The 24,996-nt window shown below is 59.2% G+C and carries 23 protein-coding genes; 1 reads left to right on the forward strand and 22 read right to left on the reverse strand.

The genetic code is table 11. The annotated features are described in order from the left end of the window. Nucleotides 1–68: 68 nt before the first annotated feature. From SH292x_RS12860 to SH292x_RS12940, 17 genes are all read right to left on the reverse strand, one after another. Nucleotides 69–608, reverse strand: coding sequence for an ExbD/TolR family protein (locus SH292x_RS12860; RefSeq protein WP_442481407.1), 540 nt, complete (start codon nucleotides 606–608; stop codon nucleotides 69–71). A 24-nt stretch (nucleotides 609–632) separates the two neighbouring features. Further along, nucleotides 633–1,271 (reverse strand): MotA/TolQ/ExbB proton channel family protein, encoded by a 639-nt coding sequence (locus SH292x_RS12865; RefSeq protein WP_442481408.1) that lies wholly within the window; start codon nucleotides 1,269–1,271, stop codon nucleotides 633–635. A 24-nt stretch (nucleotides 1,272–1,295) separates the two neighbouring features. Further along, nucleotides 1,296–2,165: a hypothetical protein gene (locus SH292x_RS12870; protein WP_442481409.1), complete on the reverse strand. Its 870-nt coding sequence runs from the start codon at nucleotides 2,163–2,165 to the stop codon at nucleotides 1,296–1,298. Nucleotides 2,166–2,272: 107 nt separating this feature from the next. Continuing rightward, complete coding sequence (locus SH292x_RS12875; protein ID WP_442481410.1) at nucleotides 2,273–3,904, reverse strand: hypothetical protein; 1,632 nt, start codon at nucleotides 3,902–3,904, stop codon at nucleotides 2,273–2,275. 170 nt (nucleotides 3,905–4,074) lie between these two features. Next, on the reverse strand, nucleotides 4,075–4,686 hold the full coding sequence (locus tag SH292x_RS12880) for an amino acid kinase family protein (RefSeq protein WP_442481411.1): 612 nt from the start codon (nucleotides 4,684–4,686) through the stop codon (nucleotides 4,075–4,077). Continuing rightward, a complete protein-coding gene (locus SH292x_RS12885) occupies nucleotides 4,686–5,690 on the reverse strand; it encodes a hydantoinase/oxoprolinase family protein (protein ID WP_442481412.1) in 1,005 nt (334 codons plus the stop codon). Before SH292x_RS12885 ends, SH292x_RS12880 begins: the two co-directional genes overlap by 1 nt. Before the next feature lie 9 nt (nucleotides 5,691–5,699). Further along, a complete protein-coding gene (locus SH292x_RS12890; protein WP_442481413.1) occupies nucleotides 5,700–6,713 on the reverse strand; it encodes an ATP-grasp domain-containing protein in 1,014 nt (337 codons plus the stop codon). 15 nt (nucleotides 6,714–6,728) lie between these two features. Beyond that, the gene (locus tag SH292x_RS12895) at nucleotides 6,729–7,046 is read right to left on the reverse strand and encodes a metal-sulfur cluster assembly factor (RefSeq protein WP_442481414.1); all 318 of its coding nucleotides are present in this window, start codon (nucleotides 7,044–7,046) and stop codon (nucleotides 6,729–6,731) included. 15 nt (nucleotides 7,047–7,061) lie between these two features. After that, complete coding sequence (locus tag SH292x_RS12900; RefSeq protein ID WP_442481415.1) at nucleotides 7,062–7,382, reverse strand: Rieske (2Fe-2S) protein; 321 nt, start codon at nucleotides 7,380–7,382, stop codon at nucleotides 7,062–7,064. A gap of 4 nt (nucleotides 7,383–7,386) precedes the next feature. Next, nucleotides 7,387–8,727 carry a Fe-S cluster assembly protein SufD gene (gene sufD, locus SH292x_RS12905; RefSeq protein ID WP_442481416.1) on the reverse strand — a complete coding sequence of 447 codons (1,341 nt, stop codon included), beginning with the start codon at nucleotides 8,725–8,727 and terminating at the stop codon, nucleotides 7,387–7,389. Nucleotides 8,728–8,760: 33 nt separating this feature from the next. Further along, a complete protein-coding gene (locus SH292x_RS12910) occupies nucleotides 8,761–9,312 on the reverse strand; it encodes a Uma2 family endonuclease (protein WP_442481417.1) in 552 nt (183 codons plus the stop codon). A 24-nt stretch (nucleotides 9,313–9,336) separates the two neighbouring features. Further along, complete coding sequence (gene sufB, locus SH292x_RS12915; protein WP_442481418.1) at nucleotides 9,337–10,752, reverse strand: Fe-S cluster assembly protein SufB; 1,416 nt, start codon at nucleotides 10,750–10,752, stop codon at nucleotides 9,337–9,339. A gap of 115 nt (nucleotides 10,753–10,867) precedes the next feature. Next, on the reverse strand, nucleotides 10,868–11,233 hold the full coding sequence (locus SH292x_RS12920; RefSeq protein ID WP_442481419.1) for a DUF2442 domain-containing protein: 366 nt from the start codon (nucleotides 11,231–11,233) through the stop codon (nucleotides 10,868–10,870). Beyond that, nucleotides 11,208–11,441 carry a DUF4160 domain-containing protein gene (locus SH292x_RS12925; RefSeq protein WP_442481420.1) on the reverse strand — a complete coding sequence of 78 codons (234 nt, stop codon included), beginning with the start codon at nucleotides 11,439–11,441 and terminating at the stop codon, nucleotides 11,208–11,210. Before SH292x_RS12925 ends, SH292x_RS12920 begins: the two co-directional genes overlap by 26 nt. Nucleotides 11,442–11,444: 3 nt before the next feature. Next, nucleotides 11,445–12,275, reverse strand: coding sequence for a Fe-S cluster assembly ATPase SufC (gene sufC / locus SH292x_RS12930; RefSeq protein WP_442481421.1), 831 nt, complete (start codon nucleotides 12,273–12,275; stop codon nucleotides 11,445–11,447). A gap of 70 nt (nucleotides 12,276–12,345) precedes the next feature. Then, complete coding sequence (locus SH292x_RS12935; RefSeq protein WP_442481422.1) at nucleotides 12,346–12,945, reverse strand: NADH-quinone oxidoreductase subunit B; 600 nt, start codon at nucleotides 12,943–12,945, stop codon at nucleotides 12,346–12,348. A gap of 98 nt (nucleotides 12,946–13,043) precedes the next feature. After that, nucleotides 13,044–13,673, reverse strand: coding sequence for a helix-turn-helix transcriptional regulator (locus tag SH292x_RS12940; protein WP_442481423.1), 630 nt, complete (start codon nucleotides 13,671–13,673; stop codon nucleotides 13,044–13,046). Between the two features lie 298 nt (nucleotides 13,674–13,971). On the opposite strand from SH292x_RS12940, the gene SH292x_RS12945 reads away from it, so the two are divergent. Further along, entirely contained in the window at nucleotides 13,972–15,651 is a 1,680-nt protein-coding gene (locus SH292x_RS12945) for an alanine/glycine:cation symporter family protein (RefSeq protein ID WP_442481424.1), read from the forward strand. 14 nt (nucleotides 15,652–15,665) lie between these two features. On the opposite strand, the gene dusB is transcribed toward SH292x_RS12945, so the two are convergent. From dusB to SH292x_RS12970, 5 genes are all read right to left on the reverse strand, one after another. Continuing rightward, nucleotides 15,666–16,721 carry a tRNA dihydrouridine synthase DusB gene (gene dusB, locus SH292x_RS12950; RefSeq protein WP_442481425.1) on the reverse strand — a complete coding sequence of 352 codons (1,056 nt, stop codon included), beginning with the start codon at nucleotides 16,719–16,721 and terminating at the stop codon, nucleotides 15,666–15,668. Nucleotides 16,722–16,802: 81 nt separating this feature from the next. Then, nucleotides 16,803–18,281: a hypothetical protein gene (locus SH292x_RS12955; RefSeq protein ID WP_442481426.1), complete on the reverse strand. Its 1,479-nt coding sequence runs from the start codon at nucleotides 18,279–18,281 to the stop codon at nucleotides 16,803–16,805. 74 nt (nucleotides 18,282–18,355) lie between these two features. Further along, complete coding sequence (locus SH292x_RS12960; protein ID WP_442481427.1) at nucleotides 18,356–19,462, reverse strand: serine/threonine-protein kinase; 1,107 nt, start codon at nucleotides 19,460–19,462, stop codon at nucleotides 18,356–18,358. Between the two features lie 638 nt (nucleotides 19,463–20,100). After that, nucleotides 20,101–23,415: a hypothetical protein gene (locus SH292x_RS12965; RefSeq protein ID WP_442481428.1), complete on the reverse strand. Its 3,315-nt coding sequence runs from the start codon at nucleotides 23,413–23,415 to the stop codon at nucleotides 20,101–20,103. A 474-nt stretch (nucleotides 23,416–23,889) separates the two neighbouring features. After that, on the reverse strand, nucleotides 23,890–24,987 hold the full coding sequence (locus tag SH292x_RS12970) for a type III polyketide synthase (protein ID WP_442481429.1): 1,098 nt from the start codon (nucleotides 24,985–24,987) through the stop codon (nucleotides 23,890–23,892). Between the last annotated feature and the right edge of the window lie 9 nt (nucleotides 24,988–24,996).

A 24,996-nucleotide genomic window follows, 5' to 3' on the forward strand; every position in this document is an offset into this window, starting at 1 on the left:
GCGAATTTCGAGTCGTGAGTGAGTAGGTCCTGCCCCAGACCTACTCACCCACGATCTCTTTTTATCAATTAATCGGAGTGCGACTCCATTACGCCGAGGTACAATTCAGTGCCCTCGACCTTGGAGATCGCCTTAAGCACTCCATTTATATCGCGGCACGATACGCCTCGGTCTCCTTTGATCACCACGTCCTTCTTCCCTTGCTGCTTACCCTCCTGGATGTACTGGGCGATCTCTTCTTCTCGCGTAGCTGGATCGGGCGACAACTGATTTTGCGGGATCTTTCCGTCACCCTTGTAGGCCGGTGCGGTATCTAAACCACCTTCGCCCACCGAGAACACGATGGCGGTTCGCTGGCTTACCGCGTCGCCATGCCGCGCTTTCGGCAGGGCAATCGAAGTCGTCTCGTCGGGATGCGACGACACGATGAAGAAAATCAACAGCAGGAACGTGATGTCGATCATCGGCGTGATGTCCATGTCCAGCTCTTCAGCGTCGTTCTTACGACGCTTTGGCGGGGTGAACTCGTCGTCGTCCTCGACCTCATGGATGGCCGAACCTTCGGCCCGCTTGAGCACTACCGAGTCGAGTTTATCGTTGATAGACATGCAATTCTTCGATTCGAGATGCGCCTACTTGGAGCGAGCCAAAGCCAAACGCAACAAGTCAATTAGCCGTCCAATACCGAGACCCATCAGGTCTTCCATCTTACGGATGCGGACCACCAAACTGTTGGTCGCGACGAGCAGAGGAACGGCAATAGCCAAACCGCACGCTGTGGTAATAAGCGCGAGCATGATATTACCGGCCATGGCGGCGGGGTCGACGTCCGAACCACCGGCCGAAATGCCCTGGAAGGCCCCCATCATACCGAGCACCGTTCCGAACAGCCCGACCATCGGCGCGGTCTTCACGACGGTGGCGACCCAGCTCAAATTGTGCTCGATGTCGGCCAGCACGTCCTGCTGGAATCGTTCCCACAATTGCCGCTGCAGTTTTGCAATGCCCTGGTCGCGATTCTCAATCGCGAACAAAGCCAACTGGGGCAGCGCGCGTCGATCGTCTTCGCAGACCGCCATCGCCGCGGGGAAATTGCCTTGATTGAGCGGTGCGCTAAGTTCGGTAAGGAATTCATCTTGCTCTTCTTCGTCATCAAATCTTATCTGGCCGACGCGCCGCCAGATGATGATCGCGCAGTAGGCTCCCCAAAGCGCGAGAATCGCGAGGGCCACGTAAGTAGCATTACCAACGAGATTAAACAGGGCTGCCATCGAAACTCACGAAAGGAAAAATGACTAAAAGTATTTCTGATCTTCAACACTGAATACGTAGGTGCGACCTTCCTTGGTAACCCGGAACACCGTGCGGTCGATATCGGCCAACTCCTTGTAACCGTTCTTGCGCATCAGCGCTTGCTCTTTGGTGTAGATGTCGTTCGCCACCTCGTCGGGATAGAAGACGACAATGTAGCCACCGGGCTTCATGATGCCGGCCTTTCGCGCAAGCCGAAGTTCAATGGGTGCCAGCGGCGGGCCGGCAGCGCGAAAGTAAAATCGCTTGTCGCCAGGGGCCGCCTCACGAGTCGTCGGCTTAGATTGGGCAAGGTTCTTAGCGTAGTACACCTTGTTCGATCGCGGATCGAGCACCGCCAGCTCGCCGCCCAAGTAGTCGATCATCTGCGCGTAGTCGAGATCGGACTGCGCTTCGTAGCGCAGTTCTTTGGGTGGATCGTCACCACCTTCGCCGGTGCCATCGCCATCGTAGTTTTTGTTGCCCTGACCGCTGCCATGACCCGTTGTCGGATCGCCCTGGAAGGTCTCGGTCGACAGCTGCGCGGTCTTGCTGCTAATCGCGTTGGTCAACTCTTTCAGCGTGTCCTGCAAGCTTGGTGGCAAGTCTTGCGGCGCGGTTTCGAGTCCCGGTGGCTCGATGTCGTCGGCGTAACCTTTCGGCGGATCGCCCCGTTTGAGGGGTCTGGGGATCACCGTCACTTGTTCGATCTCGGGACTAAACCGCCGGACGAGAAAGATGAATACCATCACCGCGACCGTCGTGCCGATGAGCACCAGCAGCGCCACGACCAGACTCGACACGCGGTCGAACGTGTTCGTGGTAAGGCGATAGTGCTTCGCGCTTTTTCGTTGCGGGGCGGTAGCAGTACTCATGAAGCAGCGGCGATCTCGAACTTTGGAAGGGGGACGGCCCCAGTATATTTAGGCGACGTACAGCTTGCAGTACTTAAAAGACCTGTCTCGGGATGTTCGCGACGATTTTACTGAAGGACCACCGGAACATCGGGACGGACCCCTTGGTACCAACGGACCCAGCGATCAACCGCCTCTAATTGCTCTTGGCGAGTGAATCGGTCCGGCGGCCCGAATCCATCGAATCGGCGACTCACGAATCGCAAGCCGTCACGAGCTTCGATCGCCAGTCTCGGATCGGGATCAGCTAAAGCGTAAAGCAGGGTGGGGACATGGTCGAAGTCACCCGTCTGCGCGAGCGCCTTCACCGCAATAATCCGCGCGGGAGGCTCTCCACTTCGAACGAGCTGCTTCAGACGGCGGATGTCTTTCTCACTTATTTCGCCTAAATCGAGAACGCTCGAGCCATTGATTACGGCGTCCATCTCCGCCAGCTTCGCGTCGTCGAGGTCGCCCAGCAGTCCATCCAACTCTGTCTTTGCAGCCGAGGCCACAAGCTGCCCGCCTTGAACGCGTAGCTTCGATAAGTCGGAGGGCAAACCGCGGCCAGCGAGAGCCGCCCCTTCGCCCATCGAGCCAAGTGCCGTCTCCATCGAGCGGATCAGGAACAGTACCGAGAACGCCGTGTCGCACTCTTTACCACAACCGGTTTCCCACGTGCCATCTTCGGCCTGGGTCTTCATCAGGTAGGTGACACCGTTGTTGTACCACTCGGGCTCGGGGTCGTCGGAGCCTTCGAGAATCGCTTGGAGCGATTTGTAACGCTCAAGGGCGTACAAATAATAAGAGGTGTAGCGTTCGATTTCGACTTCGTAATTCTTCGCCATCCATGCATCGCCCTTGCGTACTGCGTCCAGCAGTTGCTGGCGGTTGATTCCCGATCCACTCAAACGCGGGCGACCTTCGTCGCGATCGCTCTTGAGCTTTACCAGGGACGGGAGCGAGTCGGCTTCTTCGGTGGCCGCGCCCGGCTGAAGAATGCCCACCAGGTCGGCACAGATCAAAAGGCTTCCCATCGCGGCCGAAACCATCGAGCAAGTGATCTCGGTCTGAGGCACCAGCTTACCCGGTGCGCCGACCTCGCCTTGATAGCCCCAAGCGCCACTGGGATCTTGCGTATTAATTAGCCACCGGGCCACACCGTCGATCGAACCAGGGTTGATCGCTGCACCTTTTTGATAGGCCTCCCAGAACCCCAAGCAGCCGTACTGGGATTGCGAGGTATCGCCCGTCTCGCGTCCGTCGTAGCCCCAGCCACCGTGGGGCTTTTGCCGCTTCTGCATCGCCGCGATGAAGAACTGGAGTTCCTTCGCGTACTTTTTGGGGTCGTGGTCGCTCAAGAAGATAATGGCGAGGCCATTCGAATAGACATCGTCGGCGTTACCTGCCTTGGCTGCCTCGACGCACGCGGCGGCCGCTTCCTGAACCCGCTTGTGGTCCTTCTCGCCTTCTTTGATGAAAATCAGGCCGATGAGGCAACGCCCACCCAGTCGCTGCTCGTTAGCGTCCGTCTCAAGGAACTTCTTGGCCTTATCGACCATTGCTCGCACTTCGGGACTCTCTTTCGTGAATCCCTTCGCGGTTGAGGCCAGCAGACAGCCCGAAATAAGGGCCAAACACGCGACGGCGAACGCCCCGCAGCGAACTACAGGGTTTCGACGACAATCTTGTTGCCAGGCAACGGTCGAGCGGTGGGTCACTGGGCGACCTCCAAATCGCGTTCTCAGCATGGCGACAGGCCGAGCGCAGGAAGCCCCGGGCGATGCTCGACGCCCCGGGTGATCCTAATGCCTCGTCGCCAGTTCCGGTGGGTGGGAGGGTGTGTTCCGAGAGATCTTCAATCGTACCCAACTCGCCCAGTAAATGTCAATCAACTGCTAGCTTTTCGGCTAATTACAGTCGGAAGCACCTGGCACTCTACCTGAGGAATCGCGGTGGCGAGAGGCGGGAAGAATTCGTCCACCAACCCTTGGCGGGCGGCCAGGTCCCAGTCGTGCTGTTCTGGCAGAGTCGCCGGCCTGGACTTTAACAGCACAAGCCGCTTGGCCCCCAAACACACGGCAATTCGTGCCGCGATCGAGTCGCTCGTCACTTGCCACCCCACCGGCAGGCGGGTACCGGCAAGCCTCGGCTCGAGCTCCCGCAGGAACGATTCGGCGAGAAATTGGGTCGTCCCAGGACTTCCGCACCGGCGGACAAGCTGGCCCCAGTCTTCGATAGAAGGCCAGGGAGCCCTCGACCCAACCGCGCGCCCGGCAAGCTGCATTAAACGGATTGCTTGCCAATGGGTGTCGTGGTCTTCGAGTTGCAGAATATCATTGAGACGCCGCAGCCCATCCACCGCCGGCCCGCCCCCAACCACCAAGACTTGGTGGGATTGTGAGTCCAGACCGCTCAGCCAAGCACCGAGAGCCCGCAGAAGGTCCGGCCGTTCGAGCAAGCTCCCGCCAACTTTGACGACGACGATTTCCGGGCTCGCCATTACGGCAACTCCGACGCCAACGTCGCCACCGCGACCGCCGCCGCGGCATCGCTTGCCGCCGCACTGATTTGCTGGGAGAGCGACATCACTTCATGTTCACCGAACACTAGCTTAGCGACCCGTGCCGCGAGCCATTCGCCGCTGCCGGAGACGACGACGTGCTCAAGAGGTACGCTGGACCGCGACTGCACTTTCGCAATTGCCGCGCGAATGAGCTCCACTTGCTGCGATTCGAGGTACTCGCACGCCGCCATCGCATCGGCGTGCGTAAACGACATGCGATCGGCACACACTTGTCGTGCGAGGCGATCAATCGCGTGCCCTTCGCTCAAAGATCGACCATCGGCGGTAGTCCCTTCAAGTTCGACGATATCGCCAAGCACGCGATAAACATCGACGGTCGTGGCGAAGAACTCAGCCGCCACGGGACACAGCTCGCCCCGGTAGGGGAGTACTCGTGCCAGGGCACAAACAGGCGTACGCCGCACGCCCGTGTAGACAAGCTCGCCTGCGAGGAGTCGGTCGGTGTCGGTCTTCGATGTGGTAAGCACCTTGCCATCGACGACAGGAATTATGTCTGTCGTCGTCGAACCGATATCCAGGACGATTCCTGTCCGCGCCGGCAAGTGACGCGACGCCAATCGTGCGAGGGCGTGCCAGTTGCTCGCCGCCGCGAGGCTCGGCTCGGTGAGAACCTGATCGGCCGCGCGAAACTCGCCATCTACGCAGTAGACGGCGAGAGGCGACTGGCCCAGGGCTTCGCGAAGCGACTCCGTGATATGCCGCACACCCTCGTGCTTGGTCTCGTAGCAATCGGCGAGCTCGCCCGTCATCGTAGCGGCCACGGCATCCCACTTCGGCGCACCGCTGAGCAAAGTCCGAAGCGTCTCCGCCAGTTCGTCGCGGCGGTTCCAAAGCTCGAAAGGAAACGAAGCTGCAAACCCGTGCGAGTCCGCCAGCTTAAGGTTCGCCCCTCCAACATCAATGCCGAGCCAGTTGGCCATCGTCGCCCCCTACCCCACCGTACGAACTTGCCCCGTCGCGTCCCACTCCACTCGCCGAACAACGGTGGGTTGTTCCACCTGCTCGCCATTCGACACGGCGAGAAGCAGTTCGGCAAGGTTCACGTCGTACGCGGCGCGAAGTCCAACATAGGAAGTAGTACAGCGTGGATTAATTTCGATTACCACGTCTTGCGACCCGTCATCTGCCTCGCCCAACACCATGTCGACACCCACGAAGCCTACCGCGGCCGGCATTGCTTGGAGTGCGGCAGTCGCAAGTCGAATTGCCCGCTCGCGGAGCGCATCAGGGAGCGGAAGTGCTCCGCCCAAATACGAAAAGTCGCCCTCGCCCACGAGCCGCTGCAAACAGGGCTCCAGAGAAACGACTTGCCCTTCGCCACAGATCGAAAGCACGCTCGCAGGGACACCGACGGCGAACTCCTCCAGCCGGTAAGCTCCCGTACCACCAGGCACGCGATCGGTCGCCTCGACTTTCGTGACCCCCAGCGATCCGCACCCATCCAGCGGTTTGAGCACTGCCGGGTAGCGAAATCCGCCGGGGCAACGCTCGCCCGGCATCAACACGGTGCCACGCGGCACATTCACCCGCGCGGCGTGCAGTCTCTCGGCAGTGGACTGTTTGTCACTGGCAATAGCGATGAACTCGGGTGACGGAGATAGCAACTTCCCCCCCTGCTCCACCACGTGATCGGCAAGCCCCAGCAAAATGCCCTCGAACTCGGGGGCGATGAGCAGCGTCCAATCGGTAGCGTCGACCAATTCGGCGAAAGCTGCACGCAGTTCGTCACGATCTCGAACGATGCACGATTGAACTCGATCGTCGAGCGAGATCGTTGAGTCGCGTTCTGCAATCGTCTGGACTTGTACGCCATCGTACTTTGCGAAGTCGGCGCAGATGCCCGACAGCATTGCCGATCCTTCGGTCACTAGCGACACGGGTGGCGACTCGCCGCGACCGAGAAATCCGCCGCCGCACACCCATTCGTAGACGAAGATATTCAAGTGCGTCGCCCGACCTTAGAAAATGCCCAACTGGTCGCGGGCATCTTCGGTCATGCGGTCGGGAGTCCAAGGCGGCGTCATCACCAGCCGCACGTCGACCTCGCCAACGCCTTCGAGCTTTCCCACCGCATCCTTCGACTGCGCGATAAGCTGCGGGCCGGCGGGGCACGCGGGGCTGGTTAGCGTCATGTCGATGCCGACCTTGTTCTCGCCACCCTCTTGCTCTTCCTGGGTAATCTCGTAAATCAAGCCAAGGTCGACCACGTTGACGAACAACTCGGGATCGATCACTTCCTTCAGGGCTTCGCGAATGGTGTCTTCTGCAATGGGCATCGGGATAATCTCTTTCTAATCGTGGAGGCGGACCATCACTTGTCCGTCTTCCACCTTCACTTCGTAGGCTTTGGTAGGTTTCGTTGCAGGCATCGTCATTGCGGCGCCGGTCGCTAAGTTAAACTTGGCGCCATGTCGCGGGCACGCGATCGAGCAATCCGACGTGTCGATTTCGCCATCACTCAGCGGCCCGCCATCGTGTGTGCACACATCGTCGAGCGCGTAAAAATGTCCCGCCGCGTGGATCACCACCACCAGCTGATCATCGACTTCTACCAGCCTGCGATCGGGATCGCCAAACTCGCTCGCGGCACCAACAGCTACAAAGTTACTCATTAAGTTAACCTTGCACCTTTGGCGCGGCCGCCTGATCGAGGGCTTGCACTCGACTTGCGATCGCTTCGCCAAGTGCGTTGCGAACCGACTCGATGGTGATCCGATCGAACACCTGCTGGAAGAACCCGGCGACAATCAGCCGAATTGCCTCGGTGCGAGTGTATCCACGGCTCATGGCGTAGAACACCTGCGCTTCGTCCACCCGACCCGACGTGCTGCCATGCGTGCAACGGACGTCATCGGCTTCGATCTCCAATCCAGGAATCGAATCGGCGCGTGCCGTCGGGGCCAGCATCAGGTTGTCGTTACGCTGATAGGCGTCCGTGCGTTGAGCGGCGAGGTCGACCTTAATCATGCCACGCCAGACGGTCCGCGAACGATCCTGCAGTGCCGACTTGTAAAGCAAGTCGCTGCGGCAGTACGGGGCCATGTGGTGCTGGTGGGTGTTGTACGACAGATGCTGGCGGCCCTCGGTGAACATCACGCCGTTGACTTGGGCGTTCGCATCGGGGCCTGTCAGCGCCACTTGTTGGTTCACCTTCGCCAGCTTGCTGCCGAGCGCTCCAATGGTCCACTGTAGCGTTGCATTACGATCGACGGTCGCCCGCTGGTGCGCGAAGTGCCACACGGCGGTCGACCAGTTCTGTAGGTTGACGTAGCGGAGGTGGGCGTTGGGCTCGACGATCAACTCAATCGAACCGCAGTGCAGTCCACCACCCGCTGCCGTGCTGGCGGTTTCGGTGAGCAGCGTTGCTTCGGCGCCTGCATCCAAGATGACGATGGTCTTCGATAGATCGACACCCTCGTCACCCATGGCCGAGAGGGCATGTAGCGGTTCGGAAACCGCCACACCCTTGGGCACGTACAGCAGCGTTCCACCACTCCAGCACGCGGCGTGCAGCGCGGCGAACTTGTCCTTGCGGGGGTCGATCACTTGCCGCTCGAAGTACGGCCGCAGCAAATCGCCAAGCTCGTTTACCAGCCGGTCGAGACTGCCGAATAGCACTCCCTTTTCGGCGAGTTCGTCGCTGAGCGACTCGCTGGCAAGATTGCTGTTGTAGCTGACAAGCCGACCACCCAGCTCAACGTCATGGGTCAGCAAACCCGGCGCCAGCGCAGGAATTGCCGAACCACCCACGGGCAGCGTGAATTTATCGAGATGGAACATGCGGATGTCAGTCCGCACCCACTCTTCTTCGTTCCGCGCGGGCCACGCCATCGCCTCGAACGCATTCCAAGCCGCGCGGCGCATGTCCGTGAGCCACGTAGGCTCGTCCGATCGCGCGTCGAGAAAGGCCTCGAATCGTTCGCGGTTAAATCCTTTGACTTCGGTCACCGTCGTCATTCGTCTCTCAGTTCAAGTAAACTTCGCAAAAACCTATTCAAATATCTCATCCACCGGCATCGTCCACCCCGGAACCGCCGGCTCCGCCTCGGCGACTTCGCCGTGGCAGAAAGTAGCACTAGGCTCAGTTTCGCCATGTCGATAGACGCGAATCACCGCGTCGTCGCTCAACAAGTCGACGTCCCAAACTACGAGCGTACCCGCCGCAAAATAGTCGGCTCGCTTCTTCGCCATGGCGAGTTCAGCCTTCGGCCCGTAATCGTTCTCGCTACGAACCTCCACAGCGAATACTGGTGCCTCGGGCAAGAACTTCATCCGAGTGCGAGGCCCAGTATAGTAGGACACATCCGGAGCAAATGATGTCCGATCCGGAAGGTCCACCAAAAAAGCCGCATTGTCGGTATAGGCGCGTCCGCCATGCTTTCGAGCATACTGTCGAAGGCTGACATATATTTCACCTGCCGCACTACTCGGAAAGTCACCGGTCGGACTCATGCGTACAATCTCCCCCCCAACGATCTCAGCCTTGCCATCGACGTTGTACAGCTCGGCAATCAGGGCCTGGGTATCGGTGATTGTTGCCATGAGACCTTTCTCGCTTGCGCGACACTAACCGACGCTGCCTTCCATCTGCAGCTCAATCAGCCGGTTCATTTCGACCGCGTATTCCATCGGCAACTCTTTAATCAGCGGTTCGATAAACCCGCTGACGATCATCGAGCTGGCTTCGGCTTCGGTCAGGCCGCGGCTCATCAGGTAGAACAATTGCTCTTCGCCGATTCGCGACACGCTTGCTTCGTGCTCGATCTGCACGTCCTGCTCTTCGACCTCGATGTAGGGATACGTATCGCTACGGCTTCGAGGATCAAGAATCAGAGCGTCGCACACCACGCTGCTCTTCGAGCCGGTTGCGCCATCTTCGACCTTGCACAAGCCGCGGTAGCTACTGCGGCCACCATTCTTGCTGATGCTCTTCGAAATGATGCGGCCCGAGGTGTTGGGGGCACAGTGTACCAGCTTGGCGCCGGCGTCCTGATGCTGGCCCTGCGACGCAAACGCGATCGAAAGGATCTCGCCACGAGCGCCCGGTTCCATCATGTAAACGGCCGGGTACTTCATGGTCAGGCGGCTACCGAGGTTGCCGTCGATCCACTCCATCAGGGCGTTCTCGTAGGCCATCGCCCGCTTGGTCACCAGGTTATAGATGTTGTTCGCCCAGTTCTGGATCGTTGTGTAACGGCAACGGCCGTTCTTCTTTACAACAATCTCAACCACTGCCGAGTGCAGGCTCTCGGTCGAGTACATCGGCGCGGTGCAACCTTCGACGTAGTGAACTTCGGCACCTTCGTCGACGATGATCAGCGTCCGCTCGAACTGCCCCATGCTCTCGGCATTGATACGGAAGTAAGCCTGCAGCGGGAACTCGATCTTCACGCCCTTGGGAACGTAAATGAACGAACCACCCGACCACACGGCCGAGTTGAGCGCCGCGAACTTGTTGTCGTGCGGCGGGATGATCGTGCCGAAGTACTCGCGCAACAATTCGGGATGCTCACGCACCGCGGTGTCGGTGTCGGTGAAGATCACGCCCTTCTTCGCGAGGTCTTCCTGCAGCGACCCATACACCACTTCGCTCTCAAACTGCGCCTTCACGCCCGCCAGGAACTTCCGCTCCGCTTGGGGAATGCCCAGACGATCGAACGTATCCTTAATTTCCTGCGGCACGTCGTCCCAGGTCTTTCCCTGGTGGTCCGTCGGCTTTAGGTAGTAGTACACATCCTGAAAATCGAGAGCGATGTCGCCACCCCAGTTCGGCATCGGCTTCGACTCGAAAATCTCGAGCGATTCGAGGCGGAACTCACGCATCCACTCCGGCTCGCTCTTCATTTCCGAGATCTGAGCCACGATATCGCGGTCCAAACCTTTGCGTGCCTTGAAGACGCCGGTGGTTTGCGTGACAAAGTCGTACTTATTGATTTCGCCGATGCCGGTTTCGTCGACAGGGGCCATTACGTCGGTCGCCATAATCTTATCCTTCGTGTGGTGCCCAAAGGCACCGGTTCGAAACAAACTCTAATTTGTATAGTTTCAACAACGAGAATGGCTCTATTGTGGAGCCCTCTCTCGCAATGGGTTGTTCTCAGCTTGGAAGCGGTGCTTCTTGCCCCCAAGGTTTGCTCGTCCTACTGGCACGTCGCTCATTCATCTCATCTTGCCAACGGGCTAAGCTCGCAGGGCTTTCCAGCGAACGGTGACCCATCAACAAATCATCGACTCGCAGTTCCTCGTCCAACTCCGGCCAGTAGAGAGAAACTCCGCTCCCAAACATTTCCACCTTGCTTCGCTCGCCCGCTGTCGCGAACTCTAGCCTCGGATACCAAGCCAATGGGACTTCTATCACCCGCTCATCCTTCAATATTACCCGAATGGCCTCGGCACCAAACTCAACGCGACTAGCCGTGGTGGGCAACTCAGCGGTTCTATTGAAAGAATTCATTCCACGCATCCAAAATCATGATCTCGTGCTGCTCAACTATCTGAGCGATTCGGTGCAGTTCGCTCTCGTCCAATCCTCCAGCGTTCGCCAGACGTACGGGACCTAGCCAGAACTTGCACTCATATTGATCTCTCCGAATATGCACATGGACTGGTTCGTTGCCATCGGCCGAATAAAAGTGAAGTCGGTATGGGCCCACTCTCAATACGGTAGGCATCTACTAAGCACCCGCCACTTGCTCTGCCAATTCCGCTTCCACCGCAGCCGCGTCAGGATATTGAGCGCGAATGCGATCGTAGCCATCGGTGTAAAGTTCGTGAGCCAGCTCGACGCCGCCGGTTTCGACGATTCGCCCGCCGAGCATCACGTGCGTGAAGTCGGGGGTGTTCGATTCCAATAGTTTGTCGTGGTGCGTGATGATCAGGATGCCCATCTCGGCACCACCCTCTGTCTCCTGGCTAATGGCAGCAATACTTTGGCTCGCAAGCTTCACAGCGTCGACGTCCAGACCGCTGTCGGTTTCGTCGAGGATCGCGAACTTCGGACGCAGCATCGCCATCTGCAGGATCTCGGCACGCTTCATCTCGCCACCCGAGAAACCATCGTTCACGTAACGGCGAGCAAACTCCTCGTCCATTTTCAGTTGCGACATCTTCTCTTTGAGTTCCTTGCGGAACTCTCGCATCGGAATCAGGTCGGCCCCTTCCTTACGCTCGGGGTTGCGAACGTTGGTGGCCGCATGACGCAGAAAGTCGGCCATCTTCACGCCTGGGATCGACATCGGACGTTGAAAGGCCATGAAGATACCGGCCCGGGCACGCTCCGAAGCGTCCCATTCCAGGATGTTCTCACCGTTGATTTCGATCGACCCGCCGGTCACCTCGTAGGAAGGGTGCCCCATAACCGCGTTGCCCAGCGTGCTCTTGCCCGATCCGTTGGGCCCCATCAGCGCGTGCGTCTCGCCACGGTTGATCGTTAGGTTCACGCCCCGCAAGATCGGCTTGCCTTCGACGGCCACGTGCAGGTCGGTAATCTTCAAAGTCTCGGTCATCGTTACCCTTATCAAGCTTGGCGAACTACGCCGCCGTCAGTTAAAGCGAGTGTGCAATTAAATGGTGCAATTAAATGGTTATCTTCTGGTGATCGAACAACGGCTCCGCGTCCGCCGGAGCACTCACGTAACCCGAGTGGTGTGGCACTGGCAGGTCGTCGTCCAGCTTTAGGCCATCGCTACCGCGAGCGATACGATGACCGCTGATCTTGTCTTGTATTCGCATCAGCCCTTCGAGCAGCGCCTCGGGTCGTGGCGGACAGCCCGGGACGTAAACGTCCACCGGAACCACCAAGTCCACGCCCTTCACCACGTGATAGCCATACTTGAAGTAAGGACCACCACCCACGGTGCAGGCACCCATCGCGATCACGAACTTCGGATCGGGCATCAGGTTGTAAAGCCGGCGAACACGGCTCGCCATTTTGTAAGTCACGGTTCCAGCCACAATCATCAGGTCCGCTTGGCGAGGAGTCGCCCGAAACGCCCCTGAGCCGAAGCGATCGATGTCATACCGACTCGCCCCGGTGGCCATCATTTCGATCGCGCAGCACGCTAGGCCAAACGTCATCGGCCAGATGCTCGACTGCCGAGCCCAGTTAATGGCTTGCTCGACGGACGTCACCACGACGTTCTCTTCAAACCGGCCTTCAATCCATGGCTCGTGCATTGCTTACGAAACGTTACTGGGTTCAAAGTTACAAGGAATCTTTAAACAATAGCCGGAGGGCCACACCCTCCGCGACACATTTAACTTTTCTATCTTCCCTACCGCGGGGCATTGCTCGCCTGGAACGAACAGCAACTATCGCCCTGCGGACGACAGCCCGTGAGTCGCATCGTTTCGCCGAGCACTTCGGAGAACAACATCCGCTCCATCGCACAGATGCTGTGGTCGTGCTCGACGAGTTCGGGGTAAGGACACGCCATCGCCGTCAGCACGGGCAAGCCCTCGGACTGAACAACTTCGAACGGAATGTGCCGCTCCTGCATCATTGCCGCTAGGCGGTGCATCTTTTCTTCAAGCGTATCGCCGGCGACCTCGCCCGACCGCTCGGCCAATTGCTTGGCAATTCGCTTGAGCAGGCCAACACGGATCTCGGGGTCGTCAATCGCGCGAATCTCGGCCCAAAGCACGTCGACCAAGTCGGCGTAGTTGTTGCCGCCCGAGCGACGACCCTTTTCGGTGAGCTGATAGCGATGGCTTGGTCGACCACGGCCGTTGGAGCTTACTTCCTCACGAGTCACCAGTCCCTCGTCCATCAACCGCCCTAGCCGCTGACGCACGGCGGTGGCCGTGACGCCGAGCTCGTCCACCAACTCGTGGATGCTCACCCCGCCGCGCTTGCGTAGCAGGTTGACCACGTACTCGTCGGAATCGGTGGCGGTGGAAATCATGGGACTGTTTTCTGGTGGCTTGCTGCGGGAATGTCGGTCCGGCGGTCTTCCCTTACGTCTTGTATCGTAAGGCTTTAGCTATTATTGACAAGGGGATGTTTGAAAAATAGCGCAGATCGCCACCTGAAAGTGCGCAAAGTATTGCACAGCAAAGGCTTATCGACTATAAGGCTTATCTCGCCAGTCACTTCGGCCTCGCCGGTTCGTAACGCTTGTGTCGGAAACCCGTAGGAGCTGGTAGCCCCCTCGCCGGGGCACGGAATCCTGCCCTCTACCCCAAGTTTCCCGGGAGTTTCGCATGCTTTCGCGTTCTCATGGCACCCAATTGCCCCTTTTGGTTGCCGCAACGCTATTGTTGGTCGGTGTCCTCACCAACCCCGCATTCGCACAAGACCCACCAGCGGAGCCATCCCCCCCTGCACCAGCCGAAGTAGAGGCTGCTGAAAATGCCGCCAGTTCCGAGCTCACCACCTGGCGAAAATACGAGGCCAAGGTCGACAACTGGGCGAAGACGTGGCTAGTCGATCCCATGGATCAAATCCTTTTTGCGGGGATCTACGGGTATGAGGATCAAGGTCTCGACGGGGCCGCTGCTAAATTCAAGCTCCCGTTGGTCGTGGCGTGGCTAGCCGGCATGGCGGTATTTCTCACGTTCTACTTCCGCTTCATCAACTTCCGAGCGTTTTGGCACGCCATTCGGGTCACCAAAGGAGATTACGACGACCCCAAGGACTCGGGCGAAGTCAGCCACTTCCAGGCACTCGCCTCGGCGCTTTCCGCCACCGTTGGCCTCGGGAACATCGCGGGCGTTGCGATTGCTGTCGGCACTGGCGGCCCGGGTGCGGTGTTCTGGCTGATCGTCGCAGGCCTGTTTGGCATGACCAGTAAGTTCGCCGAATGCACGCTCGGCCAAATGTATCGCAAGATCGACGCCGACGGTCATGTCTCTGGTGGTCCGATGCGATACCTCTACACGGGTCTCGCCGAGAAGGGGCTTGGCCCCCTCGGCTTCGTCCTCTCCATCTTGTTCGCCGTACTTTGTATTGGTGGTTCCTTCGGTGGTGGCTGTTCGTTCCAGGTCTCACAGAGCAAATCGCTCGTGCTACAGGAGCTAGGTCTCACTGACGCCGACTGGGCTCCATGGGCTTACGGGGCGCTAATGGTCGTGATGGTGGGAGTGGTGATTATCGGAGGCATCAAACGCATCGCATCCACTGCCGAGAAGATCGTGCCACTGATGTGCGGCGTGTATGTCCTGGCGGCACTCACCATTCTGGTAATGAACTACCACCTGATTCCAAGCGCCTTTTACAGCATCGTATCCGAAGCCTTCACTCCCCAGGCGGGCTACGGCGGGTTCCTCGGTGTGATGGTCGTCGGTATCCGTCGTGCTGCCTTCTCCAACGAAGCCGGTGCTGGTTCTGCAGCGATTGCCCACTCCGCGGCGCGTACCAAGTACCCTGTTCGTGAAGGCATCGTTGCTCTCCTCGAACCCTTTATTGACACAGTGGTGGTCTGCACCATGACCGGACTCGTTGTCGTAATTACAGGCGTGTACGACTCCTCGAATCCTCAATCGATGGCGTACATCCAAGCTGGCAATGGGTCGGCCCTGACATCGATGGCATTTAAATCTCAGATCAGCTGGTTCCCGGCCGTATTAACGCTCGCGTCGTTCCTCTTTGCGTATTCGACAATGATCTCGTGGTCCTACTACGGCGAGCGGTGCTTCACCTTCCTGTTTGGTGCTCGCACCTCGATGCTCTACCGCGGGTTGTTCCTCGTGGCGATCATGATGGGCGCGATCGTCAACGCCAACAACGTCATGGGATTCAGTGACTACCTGATTCTATCCATGGCGTTCCCCAACTTGATCGGCGTGTTGATTCTCAGCGGCAACATCCGCACCGCCCTCAACGACTACTGGGCCAAGTACAAGGCGGGCGAGTTCATTGAATACAACAAGCTCAAGACTTAGCCGCCTGAAGCGACCTAGACTGCAACCGCGGCAATATCGCGGGGAAAGAACGTCTCGACTACGCCCGTGAACTCTTCGCGAGTCACCACCGTGGCGACATGCTTCCGGAACTCCCGCGCACCGGGGCGACCCTGGGCGTAGCAGCAGGCGAACTTGCGCATCAGCACCGTTCCCTTCTGCTCGCCGAAGCGATCACAAACCAAGCGGTAATGATAAACCATGAGCTCACGCTGCTGTTCGAGTGTCGGCTCGGCAGGGATCGGTTCGCCACGCACGGCGGCCGCCGCATGGGCAAACAGCCAGGGTTTGTTTAAGCTCGCCCGGGCGATCATCACGCCATCGACGTCGAAGTTCTCGAACGCACGTACGACCTTCTCGGGCGAGTCGAGGTCGCCGTTGCCGATCAGCGGAATCCGTTTGAGATACGGCTTGATCGACGAAATCCGCTCCCAGTCCGCCTCGCCACGAAACATGTCGGCTGCAGTTCGACCATGCACCGTCAGCGCCGAAGCACCCGCACCTTCGACCACCTGAGCGATGTCGATCGCATTGATCCGGTCGCGCGTGCAGCCCAGGCGAATCTTCGCCGTCACGGGAGTCTCGCCGCACGCTTCGACCACGCGCTCGATGATCTGCCCCATTCGCTCGGGCTGGCTCAAGAGGTACGAACCGCTATGCGCCTTCTGCGTGACCTGCCGCACGGGGCAGCCGAAGTTGATGTCGACGACGCTCACGCGGTACTCGCTGGCGAGCCGCGAGCCCACCTTCGCCAGAGTCTCTGGATCGTTGTCCCAAATTTGCACGGCGAGTGGCCTCGGCTCGTCCGCGACGCCCCACAGTCGATCGGGGTGCGTGGCCTCCTGCTCGTCGAGCCACACGAAGCCCTTGGCGTTAACCATCTCCGTTGCCAACAATCCCGCGCCGCCGAACTCTCGCACGATCTGGCGGAACGGATAGTTCGTGAAACCCGCCATCGGAGCCTGCAGGATTGGCGGATCGACCTTCAACGGGCCGATCCAAAAAGGCGGAGCGAGAGGCTTCGAAATCGAGCTGGAGGAACTATCGGACATGCAAAGTTTCAATTACCTAAACACGTCGAGGCCAAGTCGTTCAAGACTCAGCCCCGACAAAACTCACTAACTCGGCGAGAACTAAGGTTGCTCGACGCCTTCTGGTTGTTCGCTACGTATGAGCACCGAGCGCTCGCCGGGGTTCGGCCGCTCGACAATCGCCTGCTCTTGCGTGGGATCGATGAACTCAGCCACCGGCGTCGAACCACCCGTCGGAAGCACCTCGCTGTCGAGCCGTGGCTCGGTGCTGCGAAGAGGATTCACTTCCACGTTTTGGAACGTCGATGGCGGATCCGACTCGCTGCGGTTTCGCAAATTCGGAGTAGCGGGTGCCGACGTGCGGCTGGCCATTGGATCTGTCTTAATAAGCATCGCCACCAATCGCTCGGTCTGCAACTGGCCAGGGCGAGCGAGCTCGGTGTAGCGAGCGATCCGTTTGTTGTAGTCGCGACCAATTTGAACAAACGCCCGGCGGTTGAGGGCGAGGAGCTCAAGGGCCTTCGTCATTCCCACACCTTCATCGGCAGCGGGACGCCCGGCGACTTCCTTAAACCAATCCTCGGCCTCCTTCACGTTCGTCGCCGCGTCGAGCAGCTCCGCATGTCGCAGCGGCAGCAATTGGTTTAGCTCGGATGCTTCGCGCGAACTGCCGTTGGGGAAGTTCTGCGAGTAGCGAGTGTGATACACGGCGCACAACGGCATATCGCCTGGCAGCGGCGGGCTCAGGGATTCGTTTTGACGCATCAGCGCCTGCAAGCGGTGCTGCGACGCCTGTGCAGCCACCAGGGACGTATCGCGGCGGGTGATCAGCTTCTTGGTCGCCTCACGCATAGGATTGGTCATTTGCCCCGAACGCGAGGCGAGCCGCTCGAACTCACCCTGCTCGTGGAGACTCAGGTAGTAGTCCGCAACCGCACTACATAGATCCCAGTAGGCACCGATTGCTTCGGATTGTTCGCTACGCGTTCCACCTGCTCGCACCACATCCGACAGATAAACCTTCGTGCCCGTCAAACGCGAACCCTGCGGCGCGGTGAGCGAGGCCTTCATCAGGTTTTCGGCGTAGCTGGTGCTCGCCGTCCCTGCGCCCGAACTGAAACCCGTATCCGACGCTGCAGCACTTGCCCCGTACGTGGGGCCACTGTTGTACGTGTTCGGCGGAGTCGGGATGTATCCGCGATTGCTGTCGGCCGGAATAGCTGGGAGGCTGGAGCCTGAGTTCATTGGCTGTGCACGTGGCAGGTCGTTCCCAAACGCACTGGGCGGGGTGGTTGCCGAGCCAACGTTGCTCAGATCTCGAAGCGGATTTTGACCACCCGCTGCTCCGGAGTTTGCAGGTGGGGTATTCGAAATACCACCGCCACCCTGCGAGGGACCACCGCTCATCCCCGAGTTCCCACCCGTTGTCGCTGGCGGTGGACCGAGCGGAGCGGTCGACGTGGGCGGGTTGCTGCTCGGGGTGGAGCCACCGATGGGCTGTCCGTAGCGATCGAGTTGCTGGGCATACACGCCGCTGCCGCAAACGAGCGACAGCATGGCGATCAGATTAAGTAGACGCATGGACGGATCCTCCGTGACCTAAATGGATTGTTCGCGAATCCGACCAAACTCGACCCCCGCGCCACCTCGCGCGATCAATCGAGCTCTTCGAGCCAGACACGCATTTCGTTTTCGTATTCACTCGCCAAGTCGCCGCGAACGAGCGTCCGCTCGAACTCCGCTAGCCCCGACTCGCACGTAATCGCTTCCTCGGCACTCGAGTAACGCAGCATCGGGTCGGGCGCCGTGAGGCGGCGGCAGATGGTCATCAGCAGTTCGCTGTCGCGCACTTCCTGTGGCACGATCTTGTCGAGACGCTGCGGCAAGGTTCGCTTCGCTTCCAGCATCGCGGCGTAGTCCTTGATGCCCGCAAAGAGCGGACGGCCGGACAGCGCTTCGATCAGCACGTAGCCCACGCTCGCCAAGTCGCTGCGGGGCGAAACGTCCTCGCGTTCGAGGATTTCCGGCGCTGCGTACTGCGGCGTGCAGGTGCGCTGCGGTGGCAAGTTGGTGAGCTCGACCGCCGAACCGATGTCGATGATCTTGGGACTACCGGTCCGCTTGATCATGATGTTCGACGGCTTAATGTCGCCGTGCACGATCTCCTCGCGGTGCAGGGCCGCAAGTCCGGCGAGCACTTCGTGGAAGATCGAGACCGCCATGCCCGGCTTCAGCCGAGGACGCACAGGGCCGCGAGTCACCACAACGTTATTAATGTATTCCCACCGTGCCCAGCTCACGCGCTGGCGAGCCCGTTCGAGCATCGCGGGGGTGAGTAGGATGTCGAGATCGTAGCCGTCGACCCACTCCATCTCGAGGATCCGCACGCGGTTTCGCTCGATGAAGTTGTAAACGTCCAGCAGGTTGTCGTGCTGAATCTTCGAAACGCGACAACCCACCTGGGCCATGCGGCGCATCGCTTCGACGTAGTCGCGTTCGCCCTCGAACCGTTCGGGGGAGAAGAACTTCAGGGCTACGGGGAGGGTAAATCCGTCGGAGCCGCGGCGTTCACTGAGGAACACCTGCCCCTGCCCACCCACGCCCAACAGCCGCTTGAGGCGCAAGTGCTCTGTCCAACCCAACTTGCTGCATTGGATGAGCTGGGCGTAGGACCTAAAAATCTCCTCCACGTCGCGACTTGCAGGTCGCTCGTCGAGTCCCACCGTCCGAGGTGAGTGGAGAATGGTTGTGCTGCTATCCATGTGTTGTCGTGTCGCTCCACCTGATGATTCGCGGCAAATTCCCTCGCGTGAAGTCGCCGAAAGAACCGTGTTTTTTGCTACGGTCTTACGGACAAACCCCGCACCGGCCGCGTTCGTTGATTTTAGTTCCTCGCTATCAAAAGTGTCTAGTTAGAAATATGGCGAACTAGGCAAGCTGGGCTGTGGCGAGGAGAGCTTTATAATTGGTGAGTTTAGGGGTCTTCGTGTCGCAGTTTTGTCCCTATTTCAGTAGATGCGACTTTACTCTTCCGTTGGCATTTCGGCGTCTGGTCCTAAGTGTTTGGTATTTAACATTTTAGCGAGTGTCCGGGGCGAGACACCTGAGAAGTAAAGTCGCAGGGGTTCCCCGCAGGTGCGACATTACTTCGCATTCGGAATGCGAAAGGGCGAATGCGGACTCGCAGGCGGCGGCCAGCCCGCGGGCGAAGCCCCCACTTTGGTCCGTGCCTCACAATACCAATCGCACGCGTCACGCCTCCCCTCTGCCACACCTCGCCCGGCGGGACCGTCCCGCGAGGTATGTGATCATTGGAACACACGCGCGAGTACTTTCTAGTCGGATTCTGAAAGATTTCGAAAGTTTTTTCGGGGGGGGGGGGGGAAGAAGGAGCTTAGTTTCAAGCGCGCTGCGAATCTCGACGCCTTAAAGCGAATCCCGAAAGCAATCGGCTGAATTGGCCCGACGCCCCCAGGGTGGTGCCAATAATGCACACTAGAGAAAGCAAGCTGGACGGCTCGGGTACGCTATGGGGTGTAGAGGAGGAGATTGCGGTCGATGCACCAAAGTTTGCGCTCCAAACTTGGTAGTCCAAAGAGTCGACAGACCACGGAGTCGTATCGTTGATATGCGGCGCAGCAGAGCCGAGGTGGTCTCGCCAAACGGTGTAGTCGGCGAGATCGACCAGGCCATCGGAGTTGTAGTCGCCCGGCAAGCTAACTTGCTGCCCCACCGTTAGCAGGGTGTAGCCCAGCAGCTCGCCCGCTGTGATGTACTCAAGCGTGTATTCGACGCCGAACGTGGCCGTTGCAAGGCTGGCCCAATCGCTGGTCGTGACGTCCCAGTAACGAATCGCATCGGTTCCGCCAACCAGCGTCAAGAACTGATCCAAGGTGTCATCGCCGTTCCCCTTAACCGCGAGCATCGCTCCCGTGGCCATGTCAATGAAGGAATCGCCATTGAGATTACTATCGATCACCAAGGCCCTGGCCACTGAGACCAATCCTCCACCCGAAATCGTTAGACTTCCTTGCCCAGCGCTGCCAACGGTTAACTCGTCGCGCACGGTCCATTTGGATCCCACGCCATCGACAAGCACCGTGCCTACGGCCTGCGCGTTGGTCGCGATGATGCCGTCCATGCTATCCATGGTTGCTCTACCGGTCACCTGGAGCGTCGCCTTGCCGGTTCTGCCCACGGTCAGGAGCAATCTTGCTACCCAGCTTGAATCGTCACCGGTGAGTGCCGCCGTAGCTACCGAACCGGACAGATCGGCAATAACTCCATTTGAACTGGTAACTTTGCCTCCACTGGCAACGCTCAAGGAGCCTCGCCTGCTTTGACCAACGTTTAAGTTGCCGTTGTTTGTCCAGGTGCTCCCAGGGCCAACGACTTCAACTCGCCCGCCAGAGCTGACGGATGTGGCCCCGTTCGATACCGTGGCTCCCGCAACGACCCTTAGGAGAGCATTCTGGTCTTCAAGTTCGAGAGTCCCCGTATTCTGCCAAGACGATCCATTCCCATCGATTGAAACGATGGACTTTCGAAGGATACCCTTCGAACTGGTGATGGTTCCGCCGTTCACCACGTGCATGTCGGCCGACCCGCTAGCGCCGAACTCAAACCAGCCGCCGTTCTGCCAGGTAGATCCGTGACCGTCGACAACTACTTTGCCAATGTGACCGTACGCGTCTCCAAGCATGCCGCCGGAGCTAGTAACCTTACCGCTATTGGTAATATGGAGTGAGGCGGAGCTGCCATCCGCAACAGTTAGCCTGCCGGAATTAACCCACGTGGAGTTGGGACCATCGACGATAGCGTCGCCTCCCCCCAAGCCGTAGGAGATGTAACCGGCGGCATTCATGACTCGGCCTCCGTTCGTGATAGAAAGTGACCCTACGCCGGCACCTCCGACATGCAGGTCTGAACCAACCGACCACATCGAGTCTGCCCCATCGACGTGGACGTGGCCACTCCCTTGATGGGATTGACCAATGCTTGCGGACCTCTGATTCATCACCAGCGCACCGCCGGTGATGGTCAAACTTCCCTGACCTTCGAGGCCCACATTGAGGGTCTCGCGAGTCTGCCAAATCGAACCAATACCATGCACCATCGCGTGCCCTGCGGAGCCGGCTTTTGCCCCGAGTATCCCGAAGGTGTTGGACACGAAGCCCCCATCGGTGATGTGCAACGTCCCCGTTCCGCGGTTCCCCACGGTCACATCGCCTGTGATGCTCCACTTGGTCCGTTCGCCGGTGACCGTCATCTGGCCAACGGAGTTCGCGGAATTACCAACCAAGCCTAACGGGCTCGACTTCTGATAGCCCCCTTCAAGAACTATAGCGCCTCGATCGACCCCAAATATCCCCTCGTCGGTCCAGTCCAGGTGAACGGTAAGCTCCTTTCCTCCGGGGTCGGACTGCGTAGTGAGGACGGGCAGGTCGGCAGCTTCCTGGAATGTCCAATCGCCATCGAGAATCCAGCCATTGGTGTGAATCGTGCCCACCCCTCGAAGTTGTGTTCGATCGGCCACCACATTGCGCGCGAAGAGGGTTCCGCCCGATAACTCGAGGTAGGAACTAAGGCCGTCGCCTAGTGTGGCATCGAGCCCCACCTCTACCGTTGCCCCATCGCCAATTGCCAAAATGCCCTGGCGCAGGGAGCCAATGTCAAGCGAGCCGGTGAGGGTCCATCGCGAGCCGATTCCTTCGACAGTAGCCCTTCCGCTGGATGGGTAGGTGTTTGCGATTGAGACGTACTGCGATGTTACCGTGGCTCCCCCCGTGACGTTGAGTGTTCCGTCGCCACGGTCACCAATCCTCATGTGACCTGTGGTCCAAGTAGTACCCAAGCCATCGATGCTGACGACACCCGAAGATCCAGCGACCTGGGCGATGATGCCGTTGAAGCTCGTCACCGCTGCTCCGCTTCGGATCTCCAAGCTGCCATTGCCACTGACACCCACATACAAGCCACCGGAATTTGTCCAGGAGCTACCGTCTCCCTCGACAACAACGGCCCCCTTGGAACCGGTGCCGTAACCCACGTAGGCAACGGTGTCGAGAACTGCTCCCCCGTGGGAAATGATCAAATCCCCTTCGCCACTATTCCCCACGTGAAGAGTTCCGCTATTAGTCCATTGAGATCCGACACCGTGGATGTCGAGGCGTCCGACGGAATCCCCACCATTGCCGATGATGGCAGAAGTGTTCGACAACACTCCACCACTATCGATGCTGATGCTCGCCTGGCCACTACTGCCCACGTACAACGACCCATTCATCGTCCACTGAGAGCCTTCGCCATTGATCGAAACAATCCCCATAGACCCAGTCTGATTGCCGACTCGACCTTCCGTGGCGCTTGATACCGCCCCACCCTCGACAATGTCCAACTGCCCCGTACCGGCGTCGCCGACGCGTAAAACGGCACTAGTGATCCAAGCCGAGCCAGCTCCTTCGACTGTGGCGTTACCATTCACGTTGCTCGCCAGCGCCAGCACACCTTGAAGGCTTTGCACGACGCTGCCGCCATCAATCACCATTTCTCCGCTGCTGAGATAGCCGACGTATAGGTTATCGCTCGCCGTGGTGGTTAGCGGGTTGGGATTGACTTGGCCAGATGTCGTGACGGCAGCTCCGGCAAATGGGCCCCCCACACAGAATACTTGCAGCCAAATCAGCAGGGCACACTTCGACTGACATATTCGCATAGCAAAGGATCTGCAACTCGTAGGACTTTTACGACTTAGATTTTTATGAGTAGCAACCGTAGAGCGGCCTCACGGGCGAATGGCGAGTCCCCATTGTAGTCGCAATAGCTCTTATTGTGGCAGTGCGTTGGACACGCCTTGCCATGAGGACAATCCAGACTCCTGAATTGACCCTAACTTGGTCGGCGAAGACGGATAACGACAAGCGCGAGCCGTGATCAACAAGGGCTTAAGCTGCTCTCTGCGACCAGATTGTGATCCCATTGCACCGCTACCGCAAACGGGACGCCTAGCTGAGGAAATCAGCCATCAGGCCACGGTCGACCTCTAGCAGCTGATTTCGAGAGCGAACATAGGCGATTCACGCGCAACGGCTTCTCCAAATAACCGGCGAGCCGCTGCGTCACAGGCCCCCTGATACCTACAGAAGAACACGAGGATCTCCTGCACAGCGCCTGATGGCGGCATGAGGCCCTACTTACTCGGCATCAGCAAACACGCCTCGATCGCCAAGCCCGGTCCGAAGCCGAGCATCACGGTGGGGCCACGCTGGGCGTCGCGGAGTTGGTCGAGGACAAAGAGCACCGTGGGGGACGACATATTGCCGTACTGGCGGAGGGTTTCGTGGGAGGCGGCGAGCGCGTTGTCGGGAAGGCTCAAGGCTTCTTGGCAGGCGTGCAGGATTCTAGGGCCGCCGGGGTGGATGGCCCAGCCGGTGATGTCGCTGATCGTGAGACTATTCCCGCGTAGCCACGATTCCATGCGGCCATGTAGTTCTTGGCGTATGAGTTCGGGAACGGCGGCCGACAAGGTCATCTGAAACCCATGATCTCCGATTGCCCAGCTCATGGCGTCCTCACTGTTGGGGACGATTTCGGCGAAATCGTCGTGCAGATTCCAGGGCGACGAACTGTTGGTTCCGCTTTGTACGACCAGCGCAGCGGCCCCGTCGGCGAACAGCGAGTTCGATACGATTCGCTCGTTCGTCCATTCGTATTGGTAGTGCAAGCTGCAGAGTTCGACCGCTACCAGCATCACACGCGCCGACGGATCGGCTTTGGCGAACGCCTTGGCGACGCGCAGTCCGTTGAGTGCCCCATGGCAACCCATGAATCCCACGTGGGTGCGGGGGACGCGAGGCGATAGGCCGAGGCGATCGATCAATTGCACGTCGAACGACGGGGCGAAGAACCCGCTGCACGAGACGGTCACCAAATGAGTGATGGTCTCGGCCGGCGTGGAGGAGGCGTCTAAGGCTTGCTCGGCGGCACGCCGAGCCAAGTCGCCGGCCTGCTCGCGGTACACGCTCATGCGCTCGGCCGTGCTGGGTCCGTAGGGATTCGCGGCGGTCGACGGCTCGTAGTACGCCTGCTCGGCAGGTTGTCCATTGGTAGAAGCCGTGAGCAGCACGCTGTGCCGCGACTCGACGCCGGAGCGCTGGTAGAGTTTCGGCGCAAGTTGCCGCTGCTTGTCGCTGGCGACGCAACTGGCAAGCGCGAACTCGGCCGCCTCGTGCTGGGCGATGGAATGTTCGGGGAGGGCGAGGCCCAGTCCGGCGATATGGATGGTCATGATGTTTTG

Origin of the sequence: Aeoliella fuhlenseeensis (genome assembly GCF_052161615.1) — a bacterium.
In the GTDB taxonomy this organism is placed as follows: Bacteria; Planctomycetota; Planctomycetia; order Pirellulales; family Lacipirellulaceae; genus Aeoliella.